This window comes from Spirosoma knui (genome assembly GCF_054780635.1).
On sequence record NZ_BAAGVY010000008.1, the window covers coordinates 211,896 to 237,003 of the forward strand.

Here is a 25,108-nt window from a genome sequence, read left to right on the forward strand (position 1 = left end):
AATTTATCTCCCTTTCAGGAACTTATGAAACTCTCGGTTATTCAGTTGCTGATAACCATCCTGTTCATGGGAGCGACCTATGCTCATCATGCGCGTGGGCAGGAAATTCTCAACCAGCGCATCTCCCTCAAAACCGAAACAACGAATCTGAAGAAGGCGCTGGTCACGCTGGAGCGCACAACTGAGGTTCTTTTCGTGTACAACCCCAGGGAGATTCTGGTCAATCAAAAAGTAACGCTCGACTCCCGGTTCACCACGCTTCGGGAAGCGCTCAACGAATTATTGACGCCCTTGCATATTCGTTACGAAGTAGCGGGAAAACAGATCGTTCTCTTTAAGAATGACAAGCAGGGTGTCAATCCAATTCTGAATCCGGTAAACCCCGCCGAAATCCTGGCCGACCTGACGATTACGGGTACCGTTTCCGACGAGAAAGGCGAAGGCGTACCGGGCGTAAGCGTACTGGTGAAAGGTACCCAACGCGGCACATCGACCAATACCGAAGGCAACTATCAGATTACCGTGCCCGATGAATCGGCGGTGCTGGTATTCAGTTTCGTCGGATTTCAGACGCAGGAGCTAACGGTAGAAAAGCGCAGTCGGATCGACATTACGTTAAAGACCGACAATAAGAACCTGGACGAGGTTGTGGTAGTGGGGTATGGCACCGTCAAAAAAAGCGATCTGACCGGGGCCGTGGCCAAAGTGGGCGAAGCCAGTATCAAAGCTACGCCAATTCCTTCGCTCGACCGGGCCATGCAGGGTCGGGCGGCCGGCGTTCAGGTTATTACCAATTCGGCCCGACCAGGTGGTAGTGCTACCATTCGCATTCGGGGGTCGGGCTCGGTCAATGCCAGTAATGATCCGCTCTACGTCATCGACGGGTTTCCAACGGGCAACCTGAATTCCATCAATACCGACGATATTGAAAGTATTGAAGTGTTGAAAGATGCGTCTGCGACCGCCATTTACGGGTCGCGGGGTTCGAATGGGGTTGTGCTGGTAACGACTAAACGGGGTAAAGCCGGTAAGACCGTCATCAGCTATGATGGATATTACGGGGTTCAGTCGGTACGTCGTATGATTCCTCTACTGAATGCACAACAGTTTGCGGACTTCGTAAACGAAGCGCGGGTGAATGGCGGAGCCAAGCCGTATTTCGACGGTACTACGGCCGACCAGCCACTACCGTCCACCCTGGGGGCGGGAACTGACTGGCAATCCGTTATTTTCCAGAAGGCCCCCATTCAAAGTCATCAGTTATCTGCTTCGGGCGGTTCGGATAAGTCCCGGTACGCGGTCTCGTTTGGCTCTTACGACCAGCAAGGGATTATCCTGAACTCGAATTTCAAACGGTATACACTACGGGCTAATCTCGACAATACCCTGACATCGCGCCTGAAAGCAGGTTTGTCGATACAAGGCGCTTACACAACGGGCAATAACGCCCGAACCGAAGTAGACGGCAACAATGGGGGTGGCATAACCAGTGCCGCCCTGAGTTACGCCCCGAATTTTCCGATTTATAACCCCGATGGCAATTACTATAAAAACACGGGGGCGCTGAATGGCTATGGCGTGGATAACCCCTTAGCGATCGCCAATGAGATCACCAATACAAGCACCACGATTCGGTTACTGGCCAATTCGTTTCTGGATTACACCATTATCGACGGCCTGAATTTCCGAACTAGTTTCGGGGCCGACCTTCAAAGTAACAAAACCAATTTCTACGCTACCCGCCTGACCACAGCCGGTGCCACCTTAGGCGGAAGCGCTTCGGTAGGTACTACGCAGACGGTTGGCTGGCTGAATGAAAATACGCTGAATTACACCCGGCAGCTGTCCGCTCGTCACAGTGTGAATGCTCTGCTGGGCTATACCATCCAGGGGCTGGCAACCGAAACCGTTACAGCCAACGCCAATACGTTTTCCGACGACTTTGCCGAGTTCAACAACCTCAGCGCTGGTTCGTCGCTGGTAGCGCCTAGCTCCGGGTCCAGCGACTGGCGACTGATCTCGTACATTGCCCGGCTCAATTATGGCTTCGACGACCGCTTTCTGTTTACGGTAACGGGTCGGCGCGATGGGTCGAGCCGGTTTGGTCCGAATCAGAAGTTCGGCTTTTTCCCGTCGGGAGCACTAGCCTGGAAACTGGCTAATGAGAAATGGATGAAAAGCCTGACGGCCATCTCGGACGCTAAACTACGGCTGAGCTTTGGGTTATCAGGCAATCAGGAAATTGGGAATTATCAGTATTTAGCCAACATCAGTACCACTCCCTACATCCTCGGAGGCATGCTTAATACGGGCGCGGCCACAGCGGGTGTCGCGAACCCTGACCTTCGCTGGGAGAAAAATGCCCAGTTCGACGCGGGCGTGGATTTTGGGCTGTTCAACAATCGCGTTCAGGTAACGGCTGATTATTACATCAAGAATACGTCCGATCTGCTTTTTAGAGTCGGCATTCCAACCTCGTCAGGGTTTACGACAACGCTCAAAAATATCGGCAGTGTTCAGAATAAAGGCTTTGAACTCTCGCTGAATACCATCAATATTGACCGGGGCGGATTTCGCTGGTCGTCGGAGTTCAACATTACGGTTAACCGAAACAAAATCCTGACCCTCGACGGTCGCCAGCAGTTCACAACGGGTACGGATGCGGTCATTTTCGCTACGTCGATCAACCCGATTCTCTTAAAAGTAGATAGCCCACTGGGCAATTTCTACGGTCGGGTCATGGACGGTATTTTCCAGGATCAGGCTGAAATCGATGCATCGGCCCAAAAAGGCAGCGCCAAACCGGGCGACATACGTTACAAAGACCTCAACGGGGATGGCGTCATCAACGACAGCGACCGCGACATTATCGGCAATGCGAATCCAAAGTCGTTTGGTGGGTTCAACAACACCTTCTCGTACAAAGGCTTCGATCTGAATATTTTCATTCAGGGCAATTACGGCAACCAGATTTTGAACTACGGCAGCTTCGATTTGCTGAACCTGACGGGCGGTACGAATCAATCGGCCCGCGTGCTGGACCGCTGGACACCCACAAATCCCAGCAACGAAATTCCCCGGGCCAACAGCGCTGGTGGCTCGCGGGTCCTGTCAAGTTTTCAGGTTGAAGATGGCTCGTACCTACGATTCAAAAATATCTCCCTGGGCTACACGATCCCCAAAACGCTGCTCACCCGACTGGCGATGACCTCAGCCAGACTCTACGTGACAGCGCAGAACTGGTTTACCATCACGAAATATACCGGGTACGATCCCGAAGTGAACCGCTACGGTAGTTCGTCGCTCAGCCAGGGGCTGGATTATGGTGCGTACCCGGCCGCCAAAACGATATTGGTTGGCTTAAACCTGAAATTTTAACCTTCGCCCGGAGCCATGAAATTTAAACACATAGCGCCTGTAGTAGCACTTTTTCTGACGGCCTGCGAAAAGCAACTGGACCTCTCGCCCGTCACCAATCTGACCAACGTTACGTATTACAAAACCGCCGAAGATGCGAAAGCTGCCGTGGGTGCCTGCTACGCTCAAATTGGGGGCACCGATCCGTTTCTGGACCTGGTAACGACCGACGATGCGATTCCTTTCCTGACCGGAGCCGCCGACCGGCCCTTGTTGTGGCGTTATAACATTACGCCCTTCAACACCTTTGTTACGCAATACGCAGGGGCTTACAACGGCATTAACCGATCCAACACGGTGATTGGTCGATTACCGGCTATTGCGATGGACGAAACCTTGAAAAAACGGTACATCGCCGAAGCGAAATTCCTGCGGGCGCTGCATTATTTCAACCTCGTCCGTCAGTACGGCGATGTGCCCATTGTCACCACCGAAACAACCTCGCTGGAAGGCCTGGGCGTTACCCGACAACCCGTCGATAAGGTATATGAACTGATCGAAACCGATTTGAAAGAGGCCGAAAGTGTGTTGCCGAAAAGCTATCCGGCCAGTGAATCAGGCCGTGCTACCCTTGGCGCTGCGAAAGGCATTCTGGCGAAAGTGTATCTGACACGGGCGGGCACCACGGCCGGTTCACCGTACTGGGCGCAGGCAGCTGCGAAGGCCAAAGAAGTAATGGACCTGGGTGTACACGATCTGTATGCCAATTTTGCCGATGCCTTTGCGCTGACCGCCCGGGGTGGCAAAGAGAACATTTTTGAGATTCAGTACCTGACTGATGTGAAAGGCCACGGCGACGGGCGCGGATACGGAGTTCGCTCCGCCCCCATTTATCCCGGCACGGGTTCGGGCATTGCCCGCCCCACAGCCCAGCTTTACAATCTGTATTCGGATAAGGATACGCGTAAAGCGGTTACTTTCCTGACATCGTACACATACAATGGCGTAACGACCAATCTGTCGATTTCGGACCCGGATTTCACCAAGGCCGTATCGTTTCAGAAACTGTGGGACAAGACCTCTAAAGTGGCCGGCGGAGAAGGCACAAGCAAACCGATCCTGCGCTACTCCGACGTATTGCTGATGTTTGCCGAAGCGACCAACGAAGCCAATAAGGCCCCCACAGTAGAAGCTTATGCGGCTTTGAACAAGGTTAGAACGCGGGCAGGCCTGACGCCCTTAGCGGACCTGACGTATCAGCAGTTTAAGGAAGCCGTCTGGCTGGAGCGTCGGCTGGAGCTGGTTTTCGAAAACAACCGTCGCTACGATCTGCTCCGAACCGGGCGGTTGCTCGAAGCCGTAAAAGCAGAGACCAGTTTCGCCCGAAATCCGGCGATTCAACCCTTTCACGTGCTGATGCCGATTCCGCAGAATGACCTGGATGCCAATCCCAACCTCACACAAAATCCTGGTTACTAGTCATCCATCAAACACCCATCCCAACGAAACAGAGCGTTTCCCATTCAGAACTATGACAAACCGCAGAGACTTTCTCAAACAGACTCCCGCCCTGATTGGCCTTCTTACGAGTATTCCCGCCCTGGCCCAATCCCTTGGAAGCAGGATACTGGCGAAAAAATCGATCATTCTCCGTTCGTCCTGGCAGACGGTCAACATCGGCGACATTGGACATACGCCAGGCGTATTAACTCTGCTGGAAAAATACCTGCCCGACGTAGAAGTGCGCTTATGGCCGTCGAGTGTCGATAATGGCGTGGCTGAACTTCTACGTCGACGGTTTCCCAAAGTGCCTATCATCAAAACACCCGATGAAATTGCACTGGCGATGAATGAATGTGTGTTTTTGCTGCATGGCTCCGGCCCTTCGCTGGTGGCACGTAATGACGTGAGCCGGTGGGATAAAGAAACGGGCAAACCCTTCGGCATCTACGGCATTACGTTTCCGGGTGTTTATAGTAACGACCCCAAAGCGGTTGTGACTCCCAATCCCATCGACGTGGAGTTACTGAGCAAAGCCCGCTTTGCTCTTTTCCGGGATTCGGTTTCTCTGGAGCTTGCAAAAAAGAACGGGGTGACGAGTCCGGTCATGGAGTTTTGTCCCGATGGCGCGTTTGGCGTGGATTTACGAAACGACCAGGCCGCTACTGCATTTCTGAACGCGCATGGGCTGGAAGAAGGCAAATTTATGTGTGTGATTCCACGCACCCGCTTTACACCGTACTGGGAAATTCCGGCGAAAAAGACACCCTTCGATGAAAAACGGGACGCCCGAAATAAGGAAATGCGCGAACACGACAACGCCCCCCTGCGGGAAGCTATCATTGCGGTTGTCCGCCAGACACCCCTGAAAATCCTGATCTGCCCGGAAGACGAAACGCAGGTGAAACTGGGCAAGGAAATTCTGCTGGATAAACTGCCCGACGATGTGAAGCCAAAAGTGGTCTGGCGGGATAAGTACTGGCTGACGGACGAAGCGGTGAGCACCTACATTCGCTCGGCGGGTCTGTTCGGCCTTGAGATGCACTCGCCCATTATGTGCATCGGCAACGGCATTCCGGCCATTGTTGGACGCTTCTTCGAACAAACCAGCAAAGGGTTTATGTGGCGGGATATTGGTCTGGGCGACTGGCTTTTCGACATGGACAACGAACAGGATATTGCCCGCTACGTGCCGACGGTACTGGCGATGGCGAAAGACCCCAAAGCGGCAAAAGCGAAAGCCGTCAAAGCCCGCAAATTTGTCGAACAACGCCAGCGCGAAACGATGGGCGTGTTAAAGAAACACGTGCTGTCAGCCTGAAATCGATGTCAGCAAGACGAGATCTTAGGAAGCTGCAAAGGGGTTAGCCTCTGCCGCCCAACTACGCTAAATCCCCGGTTCACTGCTATCAGTTGAACTGGGGATTTAGCGTAGTTGGATGGCAACGACTCGGTTACGTTACTTGATGAACAGGGGTCGGCTACATGGTTTTAGCGTAGAATGCTTTCAGATTGTCCCGGTAGTTGCGTGTCCACTTCAGCTGCTCGCCAGTTTTGAGCCGGACCATGTAGTCCCCGCTAAAATACGTTTCGACTTCGGCAATGTAATTGAGATTAACAATGTGAGACCGGTGAATACGAACAAAGTCAGCCGGATCTAAGCGGGTTTCCAGACTAGTCAGGCTTTCGTAGATCGTATGTCGTTCTGGTCTCGCTCCGGTGCTCCGGTTGGCCGTGTGCAACGTAATGTAGTTGCCGTCGGCATCGAGGTAGCTAATATCATCCGTATTGACCAGATACATACGCCCCGTTTCCTTAACCAGTATCCGACGTAAATACGCTCCGTTGGGTTGAGCCGCCTGGTCGGCCAGTAGCTTGTTCACGAAAGCATCGATACGAGGTTGCGTCCGTTGCATGAGCCGCTCCTGAACGCGTCCCAGAGCCTGATGAAAGCGCAGTTCATTGAACGGCTTCAGCAGGTAATCAATGGCGTTTACTTCAAACGCGCGCAGCGCATACTGATCGTAGGCAGTAGTAAAAACGACAAAGGGCTGATAATGAGACCAGATTTCTTTCAAGACGTCGAAACCGTCCAGTTCGGGCATCTGAATATCCAAAAAGATAAGGTCAGGGCGGTGTTGGATTATCTTTATGACCGCTTCGGCTCCATTAGCGGCTTCATCGACAACGGTAATGGATGGATCGGCTTGCAGGAATGTCCGGATGACGCTCCGGGCCAGTACTTCATCATCAATGATGAGCGAGCGATAGGTTGACATCGGTAGAGGAGGTTAATAGACCGGGCTGGCAGGGAAACGTCAACGTAACCAGGGTACTGCCGCCCGGCGGTTGATCAAACGCAAAGTGAGCGGCATCGCCATAGGCTTGGTGGAGCCGTAACTGGGTATTGTTCAGGCCCAGGCCGCTACCACTACTCCCCTTTTTGCGTTGCCCAACGCCATTGTCAAAGACCGTGATCTGCAGTTCACCCACTCGCTTTCGGGACGTAATACGAATCAGAGCCCCAGTCGTCATGTTTGAAATACCGTGTGTGATGGCATTCTCGACCAGGGGTTGAAGCAGCAACTGGGGCACCGGGCAGCGCTCCGTAGCGGGATCAATGTCATACTCGATCCGCAGCCGATCCTGAAAGCGAATCTGCTGGATGGCTAAGTACTGTTGAGTTAACGTCAGCTCTTCCCGTAGCGACAAGAAATTTGACGCCTGTTGTGCCAGCACCCCCCGCAACAGATCACTCAGTGCCGTAACCATGTCGATTGCTTTTCGGGTATCGTTTTGCAGCATCAGGCTAACAATCGCGTGGTGGGTATTAAACAGAAAATGCGGGTTCAGTTGCATCTTCAGCGACTGAAGCTGGGCATTGGCCAGCTGCGTTTTCAGCTGTTCGTTATTGAGTTCATAGGTCAGGTTTTGCTCTTTTAGCGCCTGATACTGATGCGTGTAGGAGATGATGCTATAGCCGATTACCACCAACAAGTACGTCACAACCGTAAGTGTGTAGGAGTAAAAGAACCAGAACAGGATATTAATCGCGTTCAGTGATTTGCCAATCTCGAAGGTATAGAACTCATAAAGTAAGCCATACGAAACGAGCGCAATCAGCAACTCAAAGGCGGACGCGATCAGCAGGTGAATGACGACAGCTTTTCCCCAGCCAGCCTTATTGCCCAAAAAACGGATGGGAAAGCGCTGGGCCGTGTAGAGCATAAACGGTGTAAACGCCAGCCACATCAGATACGTAATTAGCCATTGAAGTGAGTCGCTGATGTACATCGTCGGGCGGCCATTGACCAGCCAGATAAGCATGTGCTGGATATAGGAGATAATGGCAAAAATGCCCCAGAAGATAAACGCGTATCGCCAAAATTGCCGACTATCAATCGGGAAATTGGCCTGGTGTAAAAGCCGTTCGATGAAACGTTTCATGGTTGGCGACTGACAAACAAAGTAAACTTAACAAAATTAGGACAACCACGGGTTAATCCGGATTTGCGCCCGTGTACCCTACAATCGATCAACGCCTTTCAATGTGCAGAGGCTGTTTTGTGAAGCCACCCGTCTGTAACGACTTCGCCTGAATGGAGCATATTCTGGTGAATGGAAATTTGACAATACCAGGCAAGACGAATCCGGTTTATTTCCCGCCAGGATCAATGTAACGGAAGGACTATGCCCCCATACAATCTCAGGGCATTGCGCTGGAAAGCGTGTCGAATAGCCGTGAACTAAGTAGTGGTCTGCATTGTATCCGTGCAGAACGTTTCTGTTGCTAAAACAGTACGTCTAGGGTTCTTTATACTCAAGAAACATGCAGTTTGTGCATGACCAGTAGGGATCATCTCCGTAAAAATCCATCGTTACGGATCCATCGGCGGCATAGACGCCATCGACTCGGTTCCGCAACATAAGCTTCGTGCCGGTGGGTTTGTAAACCGCCGTGATTTTGTACCGCCCGATTGGCACATCAGGAATTCGGCCGTAGTACGTATCATATCGATACACCACCGGTTTCCCAGCAGATCCGTCAATGAGCGGACCTACCGGGGTGAAGGTAAACTCAATATTTTCGGGGTCGTATGGGCCTTTTCCAATCTCGTTAGACACATCCACCGAACCACCGAAAAAGGAACCGGGGTTATCGGGATTCTCGCCCGACAGTTTCCATTGGAAATTACGTATCGCCCCATCCTCTCCGGAAAAAGCATTCGTATTGTCTACTTCCAGATCAAGCTTGTAACGCTTGCCGTTATATGTCCGACGAATTTGGGCGGTAGCCCGCCAGCTTCCGTTGGGAGTTTGGATGCGGTAGTTACCATCGGCATCACTACTGGCCTCCAGGTTGTCATTGTAAAACTGGGCGTTGTCGGCAAAGATAGACGCCCCCGCCAGCGGCTTTCCCTGCGGATCGATAACCCGGCCTGACAGATAGCCAGCAGTAAGCTTACCGGGCGTGGGTTCTTCCCCCGATTTTTTGCAGCCACTACTGGTGATCAGGCCAGCGAAGGCCAACGCGATTAACGTCTTGTTAGTCAAGCTTTTGAATGATGCGTTCATAGTGCTATGCTGGTAGATACGTAATGCGTTGGTTATTTTTCGATCAGGATAGTACCCTGTGCATTGTTTTCAAATGTATTCGCAGTGGCTACCTCAGCCGAAGCTGATTTCAGGTAGTCCATAAAACACGTTCAGTGATGGTGCAACTGCGAGAGCTTTTGCGGTTGCCTTTCCATAAGTCAGCTAGTTGTGCCGTAAATAGAGTCAACAGTGGCCGGTCGGCGGATGCTGGTTATCCGAAGTGGATCGACTGTTCTGTAAACCGAACGGTTTACAGGCTGAAGTATGCATTTCGCTTTTGACGATGTCCTGATAAATACGGGGGCTGTGCGGCTTCATGTGGCGAACGGTTCCGGTTGAGCCTATTCCTGGGGTGCATTGACCTAGTCGTTGATAAGCCCCGCTGGCTTTACGTAACGCGTATTCAATGATCTATTTGCTCCTGGGACGTCTGAGTTGGTTACCTCCCAATTAAACGTTCGTTTTTAAACAGTGAAACCAGCCCTTCAAAAACTGCTTACCCCGGTTCGGACAAGGGGTTGAAACTGATTCTTGACCCTATCGTTGCTTTGCCAAGGTAAACGGCAATTCACCCGCCGACTGCACGCTGATGAACACACTATTGGCTTTGCAACGTCAAACACGTTTGTTTCAGAACAACTATTTATGGACAATGAATGCTAAACTTTTCTTTTTAGGCGCATTAGTCTTATTAGCAGGCTGTAAAAAAGACCCGGTTTTTCCAGGTGGAGGAGAATCAGCAACCTGGGGAGCGCAACCCGCCCTTCCGGCTGTGAGTGGCGAAGCTCAGTTGCGCTTGGATGCTGGTGATGATTACGTCAGTGTGATGGGGAATACCTTTCCGCGAATGCCTGTTTTCCCGGATCTGAAGCCCAAAGCGGGTATAGTGCGAGGGTACGTAGCTGATTTAGCCGGTAAACCACTTGAAGGGGCGTATATAGGGATACGATCAACGGCTACGGGCGGGTATTATTCGGGTGCTTCCGACGAAACCGATGCGAATGGCTATTATGAAATTACGATTCCCTGGGGCGCGGCTGATTTTTATGCGGCCGGCTACACAATTGATTATGGAGAAGGGCGAGCCGTCATGAGCTTATATTCTGCAGATGGTAAACTAGGAAGCTTTCCGTCGAAGGATGGGCTGGTTAAGAACTTTGTGCTTTTGTCTTACGGCGTATTGAATAAAGATCGGGTTAGTCAACATCCCAATGACCCCACGAATTACGCGGGCGGATCTTTCTACATTACCTACAATGTGGCGGATCCGACCTCTGTGTATAATCCCGCCACCTATATCCCTGAAAATGCCGAAATCGAGGTAACACTCACCCCCGACGGCCCCGGTTTGTATGGAGAACGCAAATCCTTTGTGATTACAAAAAAGGTGAGCACTCTGAATTATAACTTCTTGGTTATGAACGTACCGGTGGGCCGATATACCATCAACGCAACCTTAAAAAAAGGCCCCGCCCTTCACCTGGAAGCTGTTGGTCGTTACGCCAGCATATCCCCCTATTTCGGATTACAGCCCACAGAGGCAACTGGAACTGCAAAACTTCTTTTTACACCCGATTCACAATCAGGCGACTCCATGACATTGCCCAACCGGGGGAATTGGGGGTCGCTGCAAATCAAGGTCGAATTACCCGAATGACCGGATGTTTTAGATTGATAGTTATAACACAGCTAAAAGCCTATGAATCTCTGAATGACAGGTGCGTAAGCCATGAAATGTCCCGGAAGGCTATTCATGAAGTCCGAGTTAACCCATACAAACTAACAAAGCGGGGCTGCTAGTCGACTAGCAGCCCCGCCTGTTCTTCAGCCTTGTAGGCCTCATATAAATTTTAGCCTGGTCAACAAGCCACTAACAGTAGTTAACCGACTTGTCTCCTTAAGCCGGACTGTGGCTTTCCTCCTCTTCCCGCGCAGGCTTTGCCTGTTTTTTGAGCGCTTCCAATCCTTTTTTGCCGTAGGCAAGCCGCGTAATACCAATGTACAATACCGGCACCACGAAGATGGCCAGCGACGTAGCGGCCAACATACCCCCTAACACGGTACGGCCAATGGTGACGCGGGCTACCCCCCCTGCTCCACTCGCAATGGCCAACGGGACTACCCCTAAGATAAAGGCCAGTGAGGTCATCAGGATCGGCCGGAGCCGGAGCCGAACCGCTTCGATAGTTGACTCCAGCAGGTCTTCGCCCCGGTCCACCCGCTCTTTGGCAAATTCTACAATCAGGATCGCGTTCTTAGCCGCCAGCCCAATCAGGGTAATCAGACCGATCTGCGCATAGACGTTGTTGTTCAGATACGGGAACAATGTCAGGGCGAGAATAGCCCCCAGCGCACCAATCGGCACGGACAACAACACCGAAAATGGAACCGACCAGCTTTCATACAGGGCTGCCAGGAACAGGAAGACGAACCCGATAGAAAGCATGAAAATATAGATCGAACTGCTACCCGCATTGATCTCTTCACGGCTTAACCCCGAGAAATCATAGGAATAACCAGCCGGTAGCACTTTAGCAGCAACCTGACGTAACGCTTCGTTAGCCTGGCTACTACTATAGCCCGGTTTTGCGCCCCCGTTCAACTCCACCGACCGAAACAGGTTAAAGTGCGAAATCAACGGTGCGTTCTCAATAATCTTGGTTGTCATCAGGTTGCTGACCGGGATTAACTGCCCCGCTTCGTTGCGCACGTAAAACTTACCCAGCTCTTTGATGTCGGACCGGTACATCGTATCAGCCTGAGCCACCACCCGGAATTTGCGACCGTAAATAATAAAGTCGTTGACATACTGGCTACCCAGATACGTTTGTATCGTTCGGTAGACATTGGCCACGTTTACCCCCAGCTTCTTACACTTATCCCGGTCCACCTCGACGCGGTAAGCGGGTGATTTAGCCGTGAAATACGTGAACGCACGGGCAATTTCGGGTCGCTTGTTAGCTTCGGCCAGGAAGTTTTGAACGACATTGTCGAAGGCCCGCACGTCGTCGTTCGTCTGGCGCTGCTGTATCTGGAAGGTAAACCCCGAGCTTTGTCCCAGACCCGGAATAGCTGGGGGCTGCACCACCTGAAGTCGGGCATCATTCAAGCCAGCAAAAGCCCGTTGTAGCTTTGGTACCAGCGAATCGGCCTGCATACCCCGTTCTTTACGTTCTTCCCAGGGTTTAAGCTGAATGAATACCGTACCGCTGTTTGATTTGGAGGCAAACGTAATGGCGTTCAAACCGCCAAGCGCCGAGAAATGGGCTACGTACGGCTGCTTCTTGAGAATGTCCATCACCTGATTAAGTACGGCCAGACTTCGCGTTGTCGACGCAGCTTCTGGAATTTCGTAGGTCACAATCAAACGACCCTCGTCCTCAGTCGGGATAAATCCAGTCGGCTTGGTTTTAAAGAGTAAGCCCGTGCCTACGTATAGCACGACGAGCCCAACGATAACCAGGGGCGTTGCCTTGATCAGTCGCTGTACTGCGTTAGAATAGGAGTTGGTAACGCGCTCGAACCATTGGTTGAATTTGTAGAAAAACTTATTCAAACCCGTCGATTTTTCGTCGATGTGCATCGGGCGCAGCATCAGCGTACAGAGCGCAGGGGTGAGCGACAGAGCCACAAAAGCCGAGATCAGCACGGATACCGCAATGGTGATGGCAAATTGCTGATAGAGTCGTCCGACAATACCAGGAATGAACCCGACCGGCACGAACACAGCCGCCAGGATCAGCGCAATGGCAATAACTGGGGCCGAAATCTCGCGCATGGCCTCAACCGTGGCTTCCTTGGGCGATTTTCCTTTGTCGATGTTGGCCTGCACGGCTTCTACCACCACAATGGCATCATCGACCACAATGCCAATGGCCAGCACGAAGGCAAAGAGCGTGAGCGTGTTGATGGTAAAGCCAAGCGGTATAAACAAGGCAAACGTACCGATAATCGACACCGGTATGGCCAGGAGCGTGATAAGCGTTGCCCGCCAGCTTTGCAGAAACAGGAACACCACCAGGACCACCAGGACCAACGCTTCCATAAGCGTTTTAACGACTTCGGAAATCGACACCTGAATCACGGATACCGATTCAAACGGCACTACGTAGTTAAGATCTTTGGGGAACGTCTTTTTCAGCTCGTCCATCGCTTTGTACACCCCTTCGGCGGTAGCCAGGGCGTTACTGCCCGGCAACTGATAGACCAGCAGATAGGCAGCCCGGTTTCCGTCGACGAACGAGTTACTGGTGTACGAAAACTTACCAAGCTGAACCCGTGCTACGTCCTTCAGATACACCAGCGCCCCCCGCGACGGGTCACTGCGCACAACAATGTTATTAAACTCTTCTTCCTTACTCAGCCGACTGTTGGTGAAGACCGTGTACTCGAAGGCCTGCGACGTGGGTTGAGGAGGTCCCCCCACCGACCCACCGGCGACTTGTAGGTTTTGTTCCTGTAGGGCGGCCACTACGTCCTGGGAGGTCATGCCTAACTGCGCCAGCCGATCTGGTTTGAGCCAGATCCGCATACTGAAATCATCCGCCCGGCTGAAAATATCCCCAACCCCTTCTACCCGCAACAGGGCATCCCGGATATAGATGTTAGCGTAGTTATCGAGAAAAGAAACATTGTGCGTACCCTTGGGCGAATAAATCGCGACCAGCATGAACAGCGACGGATTACGTTTCCGAACCGTTACGCCCAGGCGGGTCACTTCTTCGGGTAGCTGCGGCTGGGCGATACCCACGCGGTTCTGCACGTCGAGGGCAGCAATGTTCACGTCCGTACCCACGTCGAACGTAACGTTCATGCTCATCCGACCGTCGTTGGTAGCGTTGGTTTGCACGTAACTCATTCCCGGCGTTCCGTTCACCTGCGTTTCGATGGGTGTCGCTACGGTTTGTTCGACGGTCTGGGCATCAGCTCCGGTGTATGTGCTCGTGACCTGAACAACGGGGGGCGTAATGTCAGGGTACTGACTTACAGGTAAACTTAATAACGCCAACACCCCCAGCGCCACGATCACGATTGAAGCAACTATGGCCGTGACGGGTCGGTTAATGAATATTTCTGCAAACATAGTTTTGTTCATGTTGCCCACACCAGTCCCGCAAAACAGTTCGATGTGGTTGTAGCCGACGGCTACTATGAATAATTAGCCGTTACCGGCCGCGGTTATTTTACGGCGGCCGACTGACGATTACTAGCGTCGGGGTTGGCCGCTGCCTGTCCGGGCTGGCTGACTCGCACGACCGCTCCTTCACGAATCTTCTGAGTACCTTCCGTCACCACAAGTTCCCCCTCATTCAACCCATTACGAACGACGACCTTATCGTTGATGCGGGCACCCAGCGTCAATTTCTTCTGTAAAACCTTGCTGCTGTCGCCAACTACGTAAACGAAATACTCACTCATCTGCTCAGTAACCGCCTGATACGGAATCATCAGCTGAGGCTGTGGAGTGCTATTTTTAACCCGGATGTTGCCGTTCAGACCAACTTTCAATTCTTTTTTCGGGTTAGGAAAAGCAATCCGAACGCGTAACGTACCGGTTTGCGGATCGACGGCCCGGTCAACGATACGTACCGAACCCGGATACGGATACTGACCGCCCCCCGGCAGAACCAGCGTCAGGACAGAATCCTGCGCGATGTTCTTTCGATTCTGGAGCTGGATAAACCGCGAAATCTGCGATTCATCGACCTGCACATCGGCTGAGATCGGGTCGTCGGCTGAAATGGTGTTCAAGGGCGTTGAGCCGGGCGCTACAGCAGCTCCCAGCCGCACCTGCGAAATGCCAATCGTTCCGTCGAGCGGGGCATAAATGGTGGTGTATTTCAGATTCGTGGCAACTTGCCGAATGTTAGCCTGAGCGGCTTCGACCTGCATCCTCGCCGTTTCCAGCGTCGCAACGGCATTATCGACCAACTGACGGGCCACAGCATCCTGCTGGGCCAGCGTATTATACCGATCGGCATCTTTCTGAGCCCGGTTCAGGTTCGCTTTCTGCACGTTTAGGTTCGCTACCGCCTGATCGTACGAAGCCCGGTATTGCTGTGGATCAATCGTATACAGCTTTTGCCCACGCTTCACCCGCTGACCATCCTGGAAGAAAATGCCGGTGATGTTGCCCGCTACCTGCGGCTGAATCTCGACCTCCCGCAACGCGGTAATCGTCACCGGAAACTCATCGTAATACGTAGCATTTCCTTTGGTGGCCTTCACGGCTGTAACCGCCGTTGGCGGAGGAGCCTGCTGCTGTTCTTCTTTTTTGCCGCCACAAGCCGAGAGCACCAAGAGAATACTTACGACAAGAAGCGAATTAACTGACTGGTTCATATTGCCGAAGCCTTGACTGTATCGACTTCCGTTAGAGTGTAGAGTTCCCAAATTTTTTACTTAAAAACGAATCTCGCCCAATGCCCGCTGCACATCCAGCTTGCTGATTAAAACCGAATACAACGCATTAAACACGTTGAGCCGTGCCGTTCGCAGGTCGGCTTCCGCAACCGTTACGTCCAGGTAAGCTCGTATGCCGGATCGGTATTGCAGGTTGATCACCCGGTATACGTCCTCGGCTAACGTCAGGTTCTCGCGCAGCGCCAGATAATTCGCCAGGTTTCCTTTGTAGTTGGCCAGCGCCTGTGCATACTCCGCATCGACGGCACTGGTCAGTGCTGCTAAATCCCAACTGAGTCGCTGGACTTGCAGCTCCGCAATCTTTAACTGCTGGATACGTCGCCCCCCCTGAAAAATGGGCAAATTGACCGATAAGCCAATCAGCGAGTTCGGAAATGTCTGGCTGTAGAGCTGACCAAAGAAATTATTCTGATAGAGCAGGTTGTAGTTCGCGTTGGCGTTGATGGTTGGCAGGTATGCCCAGCGGTTGTAGCGCACATTAGCTTCGAGCAACCGCCCCTGCGTCTGGAGTAGCTGGTACTCAATGCGATTCTGGGGGTTCACCAGCAACGTAGTGTCCAAGGCCACTTCGTTAACCAGTTGCAGCGTGTCGTACGTTACGTTCAGAGCCGAAGTGGGCGGATACCCCATCAGCTGTTTGAGCGTCTGGTATTTCGCTCCCACCAGATCGTGGTACTGCTTTCGCTGCGCTACGGTATTGTTCAGAGCGATGCGCGCCCGTTGCGGATCCGTCTTATCGACAATTCCACCCTGGTACTGGTTGGTTGCATCCTGTAAGCTCCGTTGTAGCCGGGTAATATCTTCGGCCAGAATGTCAACCTGACGCTGGGTCAGAATTAAGTCGTAGAACGCTTTACTGACGTTGACCACGATGTCTATTTTATTGCTGACCGTAGCCTGATTCGCCTGCAGGCGATACGCATCGGCCGTTCGGCTGGCCAGCAGCAGATCGCGGCTAAAAACACTCTGAGTAAGGGAAAATGATACTGTCGATGTGTTTTGCGCTCCGAGAGTTACTGGTCGTCGCTCGCCGGTAGTAGCGTCGGGAATAAGCGTAACGGGAAGCTTTAGATAGTGGAGGACATTATAGCCCGCGTTCAGTTGCGGATACCAGGCGGATAAATTACTTCGGACCGTTCGGTCGGCAATATCCTGATCGATAAGCGACTGCCGAATAATGGGCTGGTGTTCCAGAGCGTACTGAATGCAATTGGGCAATGTAGCCTGTTGAAGTGTCGTTTGCGTACCCGCTGGATTAACCTGTGCATGCGTGACCGAAAATCCTGCCAGACACGCATAAACCAGTACACCAATAAACCTACTTTTCATGATGGGGATGAATACAACCAGTTGGCAGAACCTATGCGCCAAGTGTTACCGTCGGCGGTTGTTGAGAGCCGTATGTTGGAAGAAACCCGAATTGTAGCCCTTTTTGTTCAGTTCACTCGCAAAAAAAGAATGGCCCTGGCGAATCTAGTAAGCTGATACAGAGTAGTTTTTCTCATGGCACATTGTTAATAATCTTATTTTTGAGCACTTCCACTTAAGTAACGGTACTTACGTTTCTCCAAACCCTATAAAGTCGGTGCTACGCGGGCAAAAGTTTGTCAAACCCGGCCAAGCGCCGTAAATTCGGGCTTTTATTGCATCGAAATTACGTATGACGGAAGTACCAATAGAATCCTCAGAACGGTCACTCAACTTCATCGAGCAAATTGTTGAAGATGATCTGGCTGCTGGTAAAAATGGGGGGCGTATTCATACCCGCTTTCCGCCGGAGCCCAACGGCTATCTGCACATCGGACACGCGAAATCCATTTGTCTGAATTTCGGGCTGGCCGATAAATACGGTGGACAAACCAACCTCCGTTTTGATGATACAAACCCCGTTACCGAAGATACTGAGTACGTTGACTCGATTAAAAACGACGTACGCTGGCTTGGTTTTGAGTGGGAAAACGAATTTTACGCGTCCGACTACTTTGAGCAGATTTATCAGTTTGCCGAGAAGCTGATTCAGAAAGGACTGGCTTATGTCGATGATTCGACGCCGGAGGAGATTGCTGCCCAGAAAGGAACGCCCACAGAACCAGGCCGGATGAGTATCTACCGCGACCGCGGTGTGGACGAAAACCTCGATCTGTTCCGTCGGATGAAAGCTGGTGAGTTTCCGGATGGGGCTAAAGTGCTGCGGGCTAAAGTCGATATGGCGTCGCCCAACATGCAGCTCCGCGACCCCATCATCTACCGCATCAGGCACGCGCACCACCACCGCACGGGCGATGCCTGGTGCCTTTACCCAATGTATGATTTCGCGCACGGGCAGTCGGATGCCATCGAACACATTACCCACTCGCTCTGTACGCTGGAATTTGAAGTGCACCGGCCGCTCTATGAGTGGTTCATTCAGCAACTGGAGATTTTCCCGTCCCGTCAGATTGAGTTCGCCCGGCTAAACCTGACTTACACGGTCATGAGTAAGCGCAAGCTGAAGCAGTTGGTGGAAGACGGACACGTCAGCGGCTGGGATGACCCCAGGATGCCAACCATTGCGGGGATTCGTCGGCGGGGCTACACGCCCGACAGCATCCGGGAGTTCTGCGACCGTATCGGTATCGCCAAGCGCGACAACCTGATCGATGTCGGCCTACTGGAGTTCTGCATTCGCGAAGAACTGAACAAATCGACCCACCGTGTCATGGCTGTGCTCGACGAGAAGCCTTTGAAGTTGGTTATTACGAATTATCCGGAAGGTCAGGTCGAAGAGTTGAACGTCGAAAACAATCCCGAGGAGGCCGAAATGACGTATCGCCAGGTACCGTTCAGCCGGGAGGTATACATCGAGCGAGACGATTTTCTGGAGAACCCACCGAAGAAGTTCTTCCGACTCTTTCCGGGTGGCATGGTCCGCCTGAAAGGCGCATACATCATCAAGTGCGAGGAGGTTGTGAAGGATGATGCGGGCGAGATTATCGAACTCCGCTGCACCTACATTCCGGAGAGCCGCAGTGGTTCCGATACATCGGGAATCAACGTAAAGGGCACCATCCATTGGGTATCGGTACCGCACGCTGTGGAAGCAGAAGTACGGCTTTACGACCGCCTGTTCTCCGTCGAGAATCCGGCAGCTGACGATCGGGAGTTTCGAGAACTGTTAAACCCGAACTCGCTCCAAGTGGTCCGGGCTTTTGTTGAACCCGCCCTGGTAGAAGCGGCACGTAGTGGCACGCAGACCAACTTCCAGTTCATGCGGAAAGGCTACTTCGTGCTCGACCCCGATTCAACGGCCGATCGCCCAATTTTTAACCGGACAGTAACCCTGAAAGACGGCTGGGCCAAAGAGCAGAAAAAGGGATAATTACTGAGTAGATTAATAACTAGCGAGTGTCGGAGCGGTTGTCCAATCCGACACTCGCTAGTTATTTTTCATCGGCCAGTTTAGCCGGCACGTACAGTTTTTCGTACCGTAAAGGAATTGAACTATGTATTTAGCGGTTCATTTGACGAAACAAGGGTGTCGTTAAGCCGGTTGACTGGCCTCCGAATGGTCGGTATGAACCAATGTTCCCAGTAGGTCAGCGGCTTCAAAAACTGCCTGATGAGACTCATGGGCCGCTCGCTGGGCATAGACCGGCGAAGCCAACACTTGCTGTATTGCCGGTATAATTTGCTCAACACCATTGGCTAAAATGCCAACCCCCTGTTTTACCAGCCAGATTTCGTTGCCCCGCTGTACCGGCCGCATCCCCCTACTTTTCAGGGCAATGAGTGGCGTTTTGGTAATGAGCGCTTCGGTGATCGTCATCGCCCCCGGCTTACCAATAGCAAAGTCGGCCAGGTGTAAATAGTGAATCGGCGTCTGGGGAGAATAGTCCAGCACCAACTTCGGATAAGGTGTGTCAAGGCCACTAATCTGATCGTAGACCGCTTTGTTACGTCCGCACAGAAAGATCATATTGACCTTAATTTTTGACCGAATCAGAGCCTGAGCGACCCGGAGCCCGTAGATACTTCCCTGCCCACCAAAGGATAGAACCCCCGTTGGCAAACTGGGATCAAGCCCCAGCCGACTCAATTCGGCTAGCTTATCGGGGGGTGGCTGCTGATAACAGCCAGGGTCGACGATCATACCGGCGATCCGGTGGTTATACTGCGCAGGTATGCCCGCGGCCTGAGCCTGTTCCACCAGCCGGTCGGTACCGTTGAGGTAATGCTGTTCTACCTTAGGGGTAAACCAGTAGCGTGGTTTCACCTCGTCGAAATCAACAGGTATCGTGATGCATACCGCGTCGGGATTAACCAGGCGGACACTGCGATAAATGGCGGGGTTATACATCGGCGTGACCGATACCACTACGTCGGGCGGAGCGTCGGCCCAGAACGTCGATAATAGCTGTATCCCTTTTTTGCCCAGCAGATCATGAAACAAAAGCGATAAGTTAATCTGGCCACCGAGGTCAAACACCTTATCCCGAATAAGTTGCCGGTTGAAACGATCAATACCAAGCCGGACGATACGTCCGAAACGATCATGACGGTCGAACAGATCGACTACATTTACCATAGATACCAACCAGTGCGGGTAACGCTCGCTGAGGGCGTGCTTAAGACCAGCCGCTGCCGAGCGGTGCCCGGAGGCTGCGTCAAAATACATAATGACAACGCGCTTCGTCGTTGGGGTTTCAGCGTACAGCATACAATAAGTAAATATTGGTGTTCGTCAGCACGTCCTGCTGATCGGTAATGATCTGACTAAAACCGTGTTTGGTCAACAATGCCTCGATCTGCGCCCGCTTTCCGTCGATGTCGTGTACCTCCATAACAACTTGTTGAATGAGTGGCCAGTGCGCATCCTCAATGCCCTGCAATACGTCCAGTTCCCCGTGCTCTACATCAATTTTAAGCAGATCGATCCGGGCAATATTCCGCTCGTGGATGACGGTGGAAACAGTTTTCAGCGTACACGTAACTGTCTGGGTTTTGTGCATGACCCAGTTCAGTACGTAGTCAATCAAAGTCGACCAGATGCGGGTGGGCACAAAGCGAACCCAGCGGGGCGCTTTTTCCAGACTGCGCAAGGTGGCCTGTTTCGTTTGACCACGCTCCTCATATGCAACATCAGGATACGCCGTGGACCACACGGTGGCTTTAGGATAATACGTAAACGAGGCCGTGTGGCTCGAATGCGATAGGCCGTACGGCATTACGTGCAGTTGGTCAGGCGCGAACCGCTGGGCGTTTAACCGCAGTACGTCGGCAATCGCCGGAATCGGCTCGAAGGCATACACCGTAACCTGATTTTGCTGCAGGCGGCATACCCACAACGAAAAAATGCCAATGTTGGCCCCGACGTCGAATACGGTATCACCGGGTCGGATCTGAATGCCGTGCGTCAGGTAATCGTTTACCTCGCCAGCCAGGTAGGTCGCTTCCTTGGGTTGCAGGCAATACACGGATGAATCGCCAAACAGCTTAATTTCGGGTACAACGGCCATATACGATTAACGAGTTGCGGTAAGCTGCTCTTCGATGAGGAGGCAGGCGGTTTGAGCACCATCTTCGGTCATAATCTGCTTACGAATCTGAGTCGCGCGAAGCTGATATGATGGTTGCTGTAGTAAAGCCGTCAGTTCGGTTACGACCCGATCGGCGGAGTAGTGATTTGCGGGCAGCATTCGCCCGACGCCCAGCCGTTGGATCCGAAGTGCGTTATCGGGCTGGTCATGCGCATGGGGTACCACCAGCATAGGCCGACCGGCACGTAACGACTGTCCGACCGTACCGATACCGCCCTGATGAACAATAATGGAAGCCTGATCGAATATAATTCCGTGGGGTACGTAATCAACAACCAGGATAGAAAGGTCCGTTTCAACGTCGTCGAGGCCCTCGTGCGAAAAGCCCCCGGTTATCAACACGGCCCGGCAACCCATCCGACGAACCGCTGCTACACTTTCGGCAAAAAAGCGTCCCGCTGTGAATATAGCCGAGGACCCCAGCGTGAACACAACCGGAGCTGGCCCAGCCGCCAGAAAATCGCGCAAAGCAGGCGACAGCGGCTCCGCTGGTGCGTAGTTGTTGAAAATGAAACCGGTAGTCCGGGCTTGTTGGGGCCAGTCAGGTTGCGGAGCCACAAAGGCGGATGAAAATAAGGCAAGAACTCGGTCTGGTGCATGTTGTCCCTCAAAGAACGGATTCGGGCGGGGTGGAAGGCCTAACTCAGCTCTAAATTGCTGAATTGGCGTGGCCCAGGACCGAAGTGCCCATTTGATCCCTTTTATAATCAGGCCAACCAGAAACGGACTCAGCCGGTGCGGATCAGGAAATTGGTTAACCGTCATAATGGACGGATCATAACGGGACATAAACGAGAGGGGTGACAATACCGTCGATATCCAGCGAATGCCTGTTTTTTCGGCAACGAGGGGAGCCGCTAATACCAATGGATGCGTCACGAGCAGGTCAGCATCGTGGGTGACTGCTATCAAATCCGCGTAACTGTTGCGTAAATTGGGCATCAGGAGCTCACGATATACGTAGCTCATGCCCTTGACCGGGTCCATCACCCGACCCGCAAACTCCTCCAGTGGTAGGCCCGAAGCGGTTAAATCGGGCCGGAGCTGAACAAAGGTCAGTCCACAGGCCACAGCCTGCGCGCGGTAGAGTTCACTACTCGCCAGGGTAACCCGATACCCCCGCTCGATTAAGGCACTGCCCAACTGGATAAATGGGAATACGTCGCCCAGTGTACCATATGATGCCAGTACAATATGTTGTTGAATAATTGAATCTGCATGCGTGGGAGACGCTAAGGTGTTCATGCGTAGGAATATGATTTAATAACCAACTGACTGGTTACGTAACAGGCAACGTACTGATTTGCCCGTACCAGTACAAGATGTTTCAGGCAATAGCCCCGAAGGGGCGGTCAGGAGCTAACTTCATCGACCAGTTCGCTGCTGGTTTGCGTCTCGCTAACCAACCACTCGCCATTTGCCGGATTTCGATGCAAGAAGGGCAGGTTCTCCTCACCAATCTCGGTAAACTGCTGACTAACAAATGGAATTAATTCCAGGAACCCCGGCAGACCATTGCCCCAGATCACCGTTGAAATTTGCATAGCCAACCGGAACTTGCGGGCCTGGTAAACAAGCGTATCGAACCGGAACATGCCCAGGTAATAGAAACTTTGCTCTACACTGAAATCAGCCATGTGCTGAATAGCCAGGGTAGAGTCAGCCAAAACGGACGCATACGTAGCCGGTCCTTTACCGATGATGTGGTGAGTAAACAAACAGAGTTGAAAATACTCGCTAACGTCTATACGGGGAACGGCTTTACCTATAAAATGTGGCTCGAGCTTGGTTAGTAAGGCCAGACTTAATCGGTTCAGCATAGTCTCCAGCTGCTCACGTTGCTGCCAGTTGTATCGCTCCCGGAACGTAGCGACCACCTTCGGCATCGTCTGCCAATCCTTCCCTCCCGCTTCGATCATGGGTAAATACTCATCCCAAAAGCAGGATAAGTTCATCGACAAACCTGCCTGAATAACTGGCCAGAGCTTATCCGCTTCTCCCTGCCGGGCTACCGATTGTAGCACCTGCACATTCGGAGCGCGTCGTTTCCAGATTCTGGCGTCGGGGTGGAATAATTCGGGCTTGGGGTAGCGTTGCAGCCACACCCGTTCATCTATCCCGGTCGGCGGCAAATGGGTACCAGCAAAGGTACGTATCCACCAGCGGCCCGACCGTCGGCGTTCGGCAACGGTTGTCGGCACAAAGCGATACAGGTTCATCCGGACGGCCGTAGGCGGGTTATCAGCCGGAAACGGGCAATGACGAAACAAGGGTAAAACACTTGGTTCACCTTCGAGCAACCGCTGCATCATGCATTCAACTCCGCTGACATGGGAATAATCATACGGATTTCCGCTGCCAATCGTCGACCAGGCAAAATTAGAGTCGTTTGTTCCGAACGATTCATAGAAAATACCGTGATCGACCCGCGGATGATACGGCGCGATGAAACGTGGGGGCGTCATCTCCGTCGTGGTCATATATCGGTATTCGTACGGAAGCCAGGTCTGACCGTCCCGAGTGCCTTCAATAACGGGTACCCAGTGAATAGGCGGGCTGCTTTTTGGCGGAAAAACTCCGTAGGAATTAACAACCCGAAACCGATTCAGCAGCCGACAAAACGTCAGCAGCCCTTGTACTACTTTTGACGGAATACGGGCCAGTGAGGGCCAGTGAGGCCACGTCTGCGTACACCAGCTGTTGAACGGCAGGTTCAGCAAACCACCTATTGCTAGTATCAGAACGACGCCGTGAGTTAGCCAGTGGGCTTGGATCATCGCGAACGACGTATCGAAAATAGAGGACTCCCCATCCAGCAGCATAATGCAAAGCACGATGGTCAGTAGATTGAAGAACCCGAAATTGCTGACAAGCTGAATGCCAACCATCAAACAGGCAATCGTGACGGCAACAATCAAACGGCTGGTTTCCGAGCCAAAAACGCCAAACGGCAAAAGAACCTCCGAGATGAATACGAGTACAATAACGATCTGAAATACCCAGCGAGGAAGGCGGCTGGCATACCAGGCCAGATAGTTAGGCAAGGGAATATTCACCATGAAATTCCGGAAATAACCCGTATCGCGCAGACTCCCGCCAATGAATTTGTACTTGCCAAATCCGAACATAACCCGAAAAAAAAGCCAGCGGTACGCCCAGGCCACAATAGGGATGGGCTGGCTGGTAACTGTTAGTTCGGGAAGAGCCGCCAGCGGAGGTAGAAACAGACCTAAAAAGCCAGCTTCCAGCAGTAAACTATCCCAGGGATACGTGAAGCCAAGGGCAATGTCAAGGGATAGGTAACTGATCCAGCAAACGAACAAAGCCACCGTCGAGAAGGGGCCGCCAACCATGACTACCACGCCGGCAGTGCTTCCCAACAGAACCAGCCCTTTCAGAAATCGGTCACTCGCGTTAAGCCAGAGCAAAGTAGGGAAATACACCCAATGCCGCCATCCCGGATAATCGGCCCTGATTCGATTCAACTTCTCGCGGACAGGCGATATACCCCGCTTACCGGCTAATGGAATCGCCTGGTGATAAAGTTGCACCAGGGCCAGGAAATATACGAATCCCAGCCCACGCAGAAAAAGGCCCCACACCAACTCGGGTGTGAGCCCTTCAAGCACCGTATCAAGTGGTATCATAACGTCAGC

General features: G+C 52.4%; 15 protein-coding genes. 5 read left to right on the forward strand and 10 right to left on the reverse strand.

Annotated features, from left to right (window positions below; genetic code table 11):
* Positions 1 to 24: 24 nt before the first annotated feature.
* Genes ACYVIY_RS17630 through ACYVIY_RS17640 form a run of 3 tightly spaced genes read left to right on the forward strand, consistent with a single transcriptional unit; the run spans position 25 to position 6,178 of the window.
* Complete coding sequence (locus tag ACYVIY_RS17630; protein ID WP_460977700.1) at positions 25 to 3,378, forward strand: TonB-dependent receptor; 3,354 nt, start codon at positions 25 to 27, stop codon at positions 3,376 to 3,378.
* A gap of 15 nt (positions 3,379 to 3,393) precedes the next feature.
* Positions 3,394 to 4,836 carry a RagB/SusD family nutrient uptake outer membrane protein gene (locus ACYVIY_RS17635; RefSeq protein ID WP_460977701.1) on the forward strand — a complete coding sequence of 481 codons (1,443 nt, stop codon included), beginning with the start codon at positions 3,394 to 3,396 and terminating at the stop codon, positions 4,834 to 4,836.
* Positions 4,837 to 4,888: 52 nt separating this feature from the next.
* A complete protein-coding gene (locus ACYVIY_RS17640; protein ID WP_460977702.1) occupies positions 4,889 to 6,178 on the forward strand; it encodes a polysaccharide pyruvyl transferase family protein in 1,290 nt (429 codons plus the stop codon).
* A gap of 160 nt (positions 6,179 to 6,338) precedes the next feature.
* On the opposite strand, the gene ACYVIY_RS17645 is transcribed toward ACYVIY_RS17640, so the two are convergent.
* From ACYVIY_RS17645 to ACYVIY_RS17655, 3 genes are all read right to left on the reverse strand, one after another.
* A complete protein-coding gene (locus tag ACYVIY_RS17645) occupies positions 6,339 to 7,136 on the reverse strand; it encodes a LytR/AlgR family response regulator transcription factor (RefSeq protein ID WP_460977703.1) in 798 nt (265 codons plus the stop codon).
* A complete protein-coding gene (locus ACYVIY_RS17650) occupies positions 7,108 to 8,304 on the reverse strand; it encodes a sensor histidine kinase (protein ID WP_460977705.1) in 1,197 nt (398 codons plus the stop codon). Before ACYVIY_RS17650 ends, ACYVIY_RS17645 begins: the two co-directional genes overlap by 29 nt.
* Before the next feature lie 357 nt (positions 8,305 to 8,661).
* On the reverse strand, positions 8,662 to 9,432 hold the full coding sequence (locus tag ACYVIY_RS17655; protein ID WP_460977706.1) for a carboxypeptidase-like regulatory domain-containing protein: 771 nt from the start codon (positions 9,430 to 9,432) through the stop codon (positions 8,662 to 8,664).
* A gap of 673 nt (positions 9,433 to 10,105) precedes the next feature.
* On the opposite strand from ACYVIY_RS17655, the gene ACYVIY_RS17660 reads away from it, so the two are divergent.
* The gene (locus ACYVIY_RS17660; RefSeq protein WP_460977707.1) at positions 10,106 to 11,110 is read left to right on the forward strand and encodes a hypothetical protein; all 1,005 of its coding nucleotides are present in this window, start codon (positions 10,106 to 10,108) and stop codon (positions 11,108 to 11,110) included.
* 240 nt (positions 11,111 to 11,350) lie between these two features.
* On the opposite strand, the gene ACYVIY_RS17665 is transcribed toward ACYVIY_RS17660, so the two are convergent.
* The 3 genes from ACYVIY_RS17665 to ACYVIY_RS17675 all read right to left on the reverse strand — a co-directional run bounded on the left by ACYVIY_RS17665 (position 11,351) and on the right by ACYVIY_RS17675 (position 17,205).
* Positions 11,351 to 14,536, reverse strand: coding sequence for an efflux RND transporter permease subunit (locus ACYVIY_RS17665; protein WP_460977708.1), 3,186 nt, complete (start codon positions 14,534 to 14,536; stop codon positions 11,351 to 11,353).
* Positions 14,537 to 14,631: 95 nt separating this feature from the next.
* Positions 14,632 to 15,795 (reverse strand): efflux RND transporter periplasmic adaptor subunit, encoded by a 1,164-nt coding sequence (locus ACYVIY_RS17670; RefSeq protein ID WP_460977709.1) that lies wholly within the window; start codon positions 15,793 to 15,795, stop codon positions 14,632 to 14,634.
* A gap of 60 nt (positions 15,796 to 15,855) precedes the next feature.
* Complete coding sequence (locus tag ACYVIY_RS17675; RefSeq protein WP_460977710.1) at positions 15,856 to 17,205, reverse strand: TolC family protein; 1,350 nt, start codon at positions 17,203 to 17,205, stop codon at positions 15,856 to 15,858.
* 331 nt (positions 17,206 to 17,536) lie between these two features.
* Between ACYVIY_RS17675 and ACYVIY_RS17680 the strand changes: the two genes are divergently transcribed.
* Positions 17,537 to 19,234 (forward strand): glutamine--tRNA ligase/YqeY domain fusion protein, encoded by a 1,698-nt coding sequence (locus ACYVIY_RS17680; RefSeq protein WP_460977711.1) that lies wholly within the window; start codon positions 17,537 to 17,539, stop codon positions 19,232 to 19,234.
* Positions 19,235 to 19,396: 162 nt separating this feature from the next.
* On the opposite strand, the gene ACYVIY_RS17685 is transcribed toward ACYVIY_RS17680, so the two are convergent.
* The 4 genes from ACYVIY_RS17685 to ACYVIY_RS17700 all read right to left on the reverse strand — a co-directional run bounded on the left by ACYVIY_RS17685 (position 19,397) and on the right by ACYVIY_RS17700 (position 25,099).
* The gene (locus tag ACYVIY_RS17685; RefSeq protein ID WP_460977712.1) at positions 19,397 to 20,572 is read right to left on the reverse strand and encodes a glycosyltransferase family protein; all 1,176 of its coding nucleotides are present in this window, start codon (positions 20,570 to 20,572) and stop codon (positions 19,397 to 19,399) included.
* Entirely contained in the window at positions 20,559 to 21,371 is an 813-nt protein-coding gene (locus ACYVIY_RS17690) for an FkbM family methyltransferase (protein WP_460977713.1), read from the reverse strand. The genes ACYVIY_RS17685 and ACYVIY_RS17690 overlap by 14 nt, the downstream gene beginning before the upstream one ends.
* A gap of 6 nt (positions 21,372 to 21,377) precedes the next feature.
* Entirely contained in the window at positions 21,378 to 22,697 is a 1,320-nt protein-coding gene (locus tag ACYVIY_RS17695; protein WP_460977714.1) for a glycosyltransferase, read from the reverse strand.
* 107 nt (positions 22,698 to 22,804) lie between these two features.
* Complete coding sequence (locus ACYVIY_RS17700; RefSeq protein WP_460977715.1) at positions 22,805 to 25,099, reverse strand: lipase maturation factor family protein; 2,295 nt, start codon at positions 25,097 to 25,099, stop codon at positions 22,805 to 22,807.
* Between the last annotated feature and the right edge of the window lie 9 nt (positions 25,100 to 25,108).

Coding starts and splice junctions, on each gene's coding strand:
- ACYVIY_RS17630 (WP_460977700.1), top strand. CDS start 25: ATGAAACTCTCGGTTATTCAGTTGCTGATAACCATCCTGTTCATGGGA.
- ACYVIY_RS17635 (WP_460977701.1), top strand. CDS start 3,394: ATGAAATTTAAACACATAGCGCCTGTAGTAGCACTTTTTCTGACGGCC.
- ACYVIY_RS17640 (WP_460977702.1), top strand. CDS start 4,889: ATGACAAACCGCAGAGACTTTCTCAAACAGACTCCCGCCCTGATTGGC.
- ACYVIY_RS17645 (WP_460977703.1), bottom strand. CDS start 7,136: ATGTCAACCTATCGCTCGCTCATCATTGATGATGAAGTACTGGCCCGG.
- ACYVIY_RS17650 (WP_460977705.1), bottom strand. CDS start 8,304: ATGAAACGTTTCATCGAACGGCTTTTACACCAGGCCAATTTCCCGATT.
- ACYVIY_RS17655 (WP_460977706.1), bottom strand. CDS start 9,432: ATGAACGCATCATTCAAAAGCTTGACTAACAAGACGTTAATCGCGTTG.
- ACYVIY_RS17660 (WP_460977707.1), top strand. CDS start 10,106: ATGAATGCTAAACTTTTCTTTTTAGGCGCATTAGTCTTATTAGCAGGC.
- ACYVIY_RS17665 (WP_460977708.1), bottom strand. CDS start 14,536: ATGTTTGCAGAAATATTCATTAACCGACCCGTCACGGCCATAGTTGCT.
- ACYVIY_RS17670 (WP_460977709.1), bottom strand. CDS start 15,795: ATGAACCAGTCAGTTAATTCGCTTCTTGTCGTAAGTATTCTCTTGGTG.
- ACYVIY_RS17675 (WP_460977710.1), bottom strand. CDS start 17,205: ATGAAAAGTAGGTTTATTGGTGTACTGGTTTATGCGTGTCTGGCAGGA.
- ACYVIY_RS17680 (WP_460977711.1), top strand. CDS start 17,537: ATGACGGAAGTACCAATAGAATCCTCAGAACGGTCACTCAACTTCATC.
- ACYVIY_RS17685 (WP_460977712.1), bottom strand. CDS start 20,572: ATGCTGTACGCTGAAACCCCAACGACGAAGCGCGTTGTCATTATGTAT.
- ACYVIY_RS17690 (WP_460977713.1), bottom strand. CDS start 21,371: ATGGCCGTTGTACCCGAAATTAAGCTGTTTGGCGATTCATCCGTGTAT.
- ACYVIY_RS17695 (WP_460977714.1), bottom strand. CDS start 22,697: ATGAACACCTTAGCGTCTCCCACGCATGCAGATTCAATTATTCAACAA.
- ACYVIY_RS17700 (WP_460977715.1), bottom strand. CDS start 25,099: ATGATACCACTTGATACGGTGCTTGAAGGGCTCACACCCGAGTTGGTG.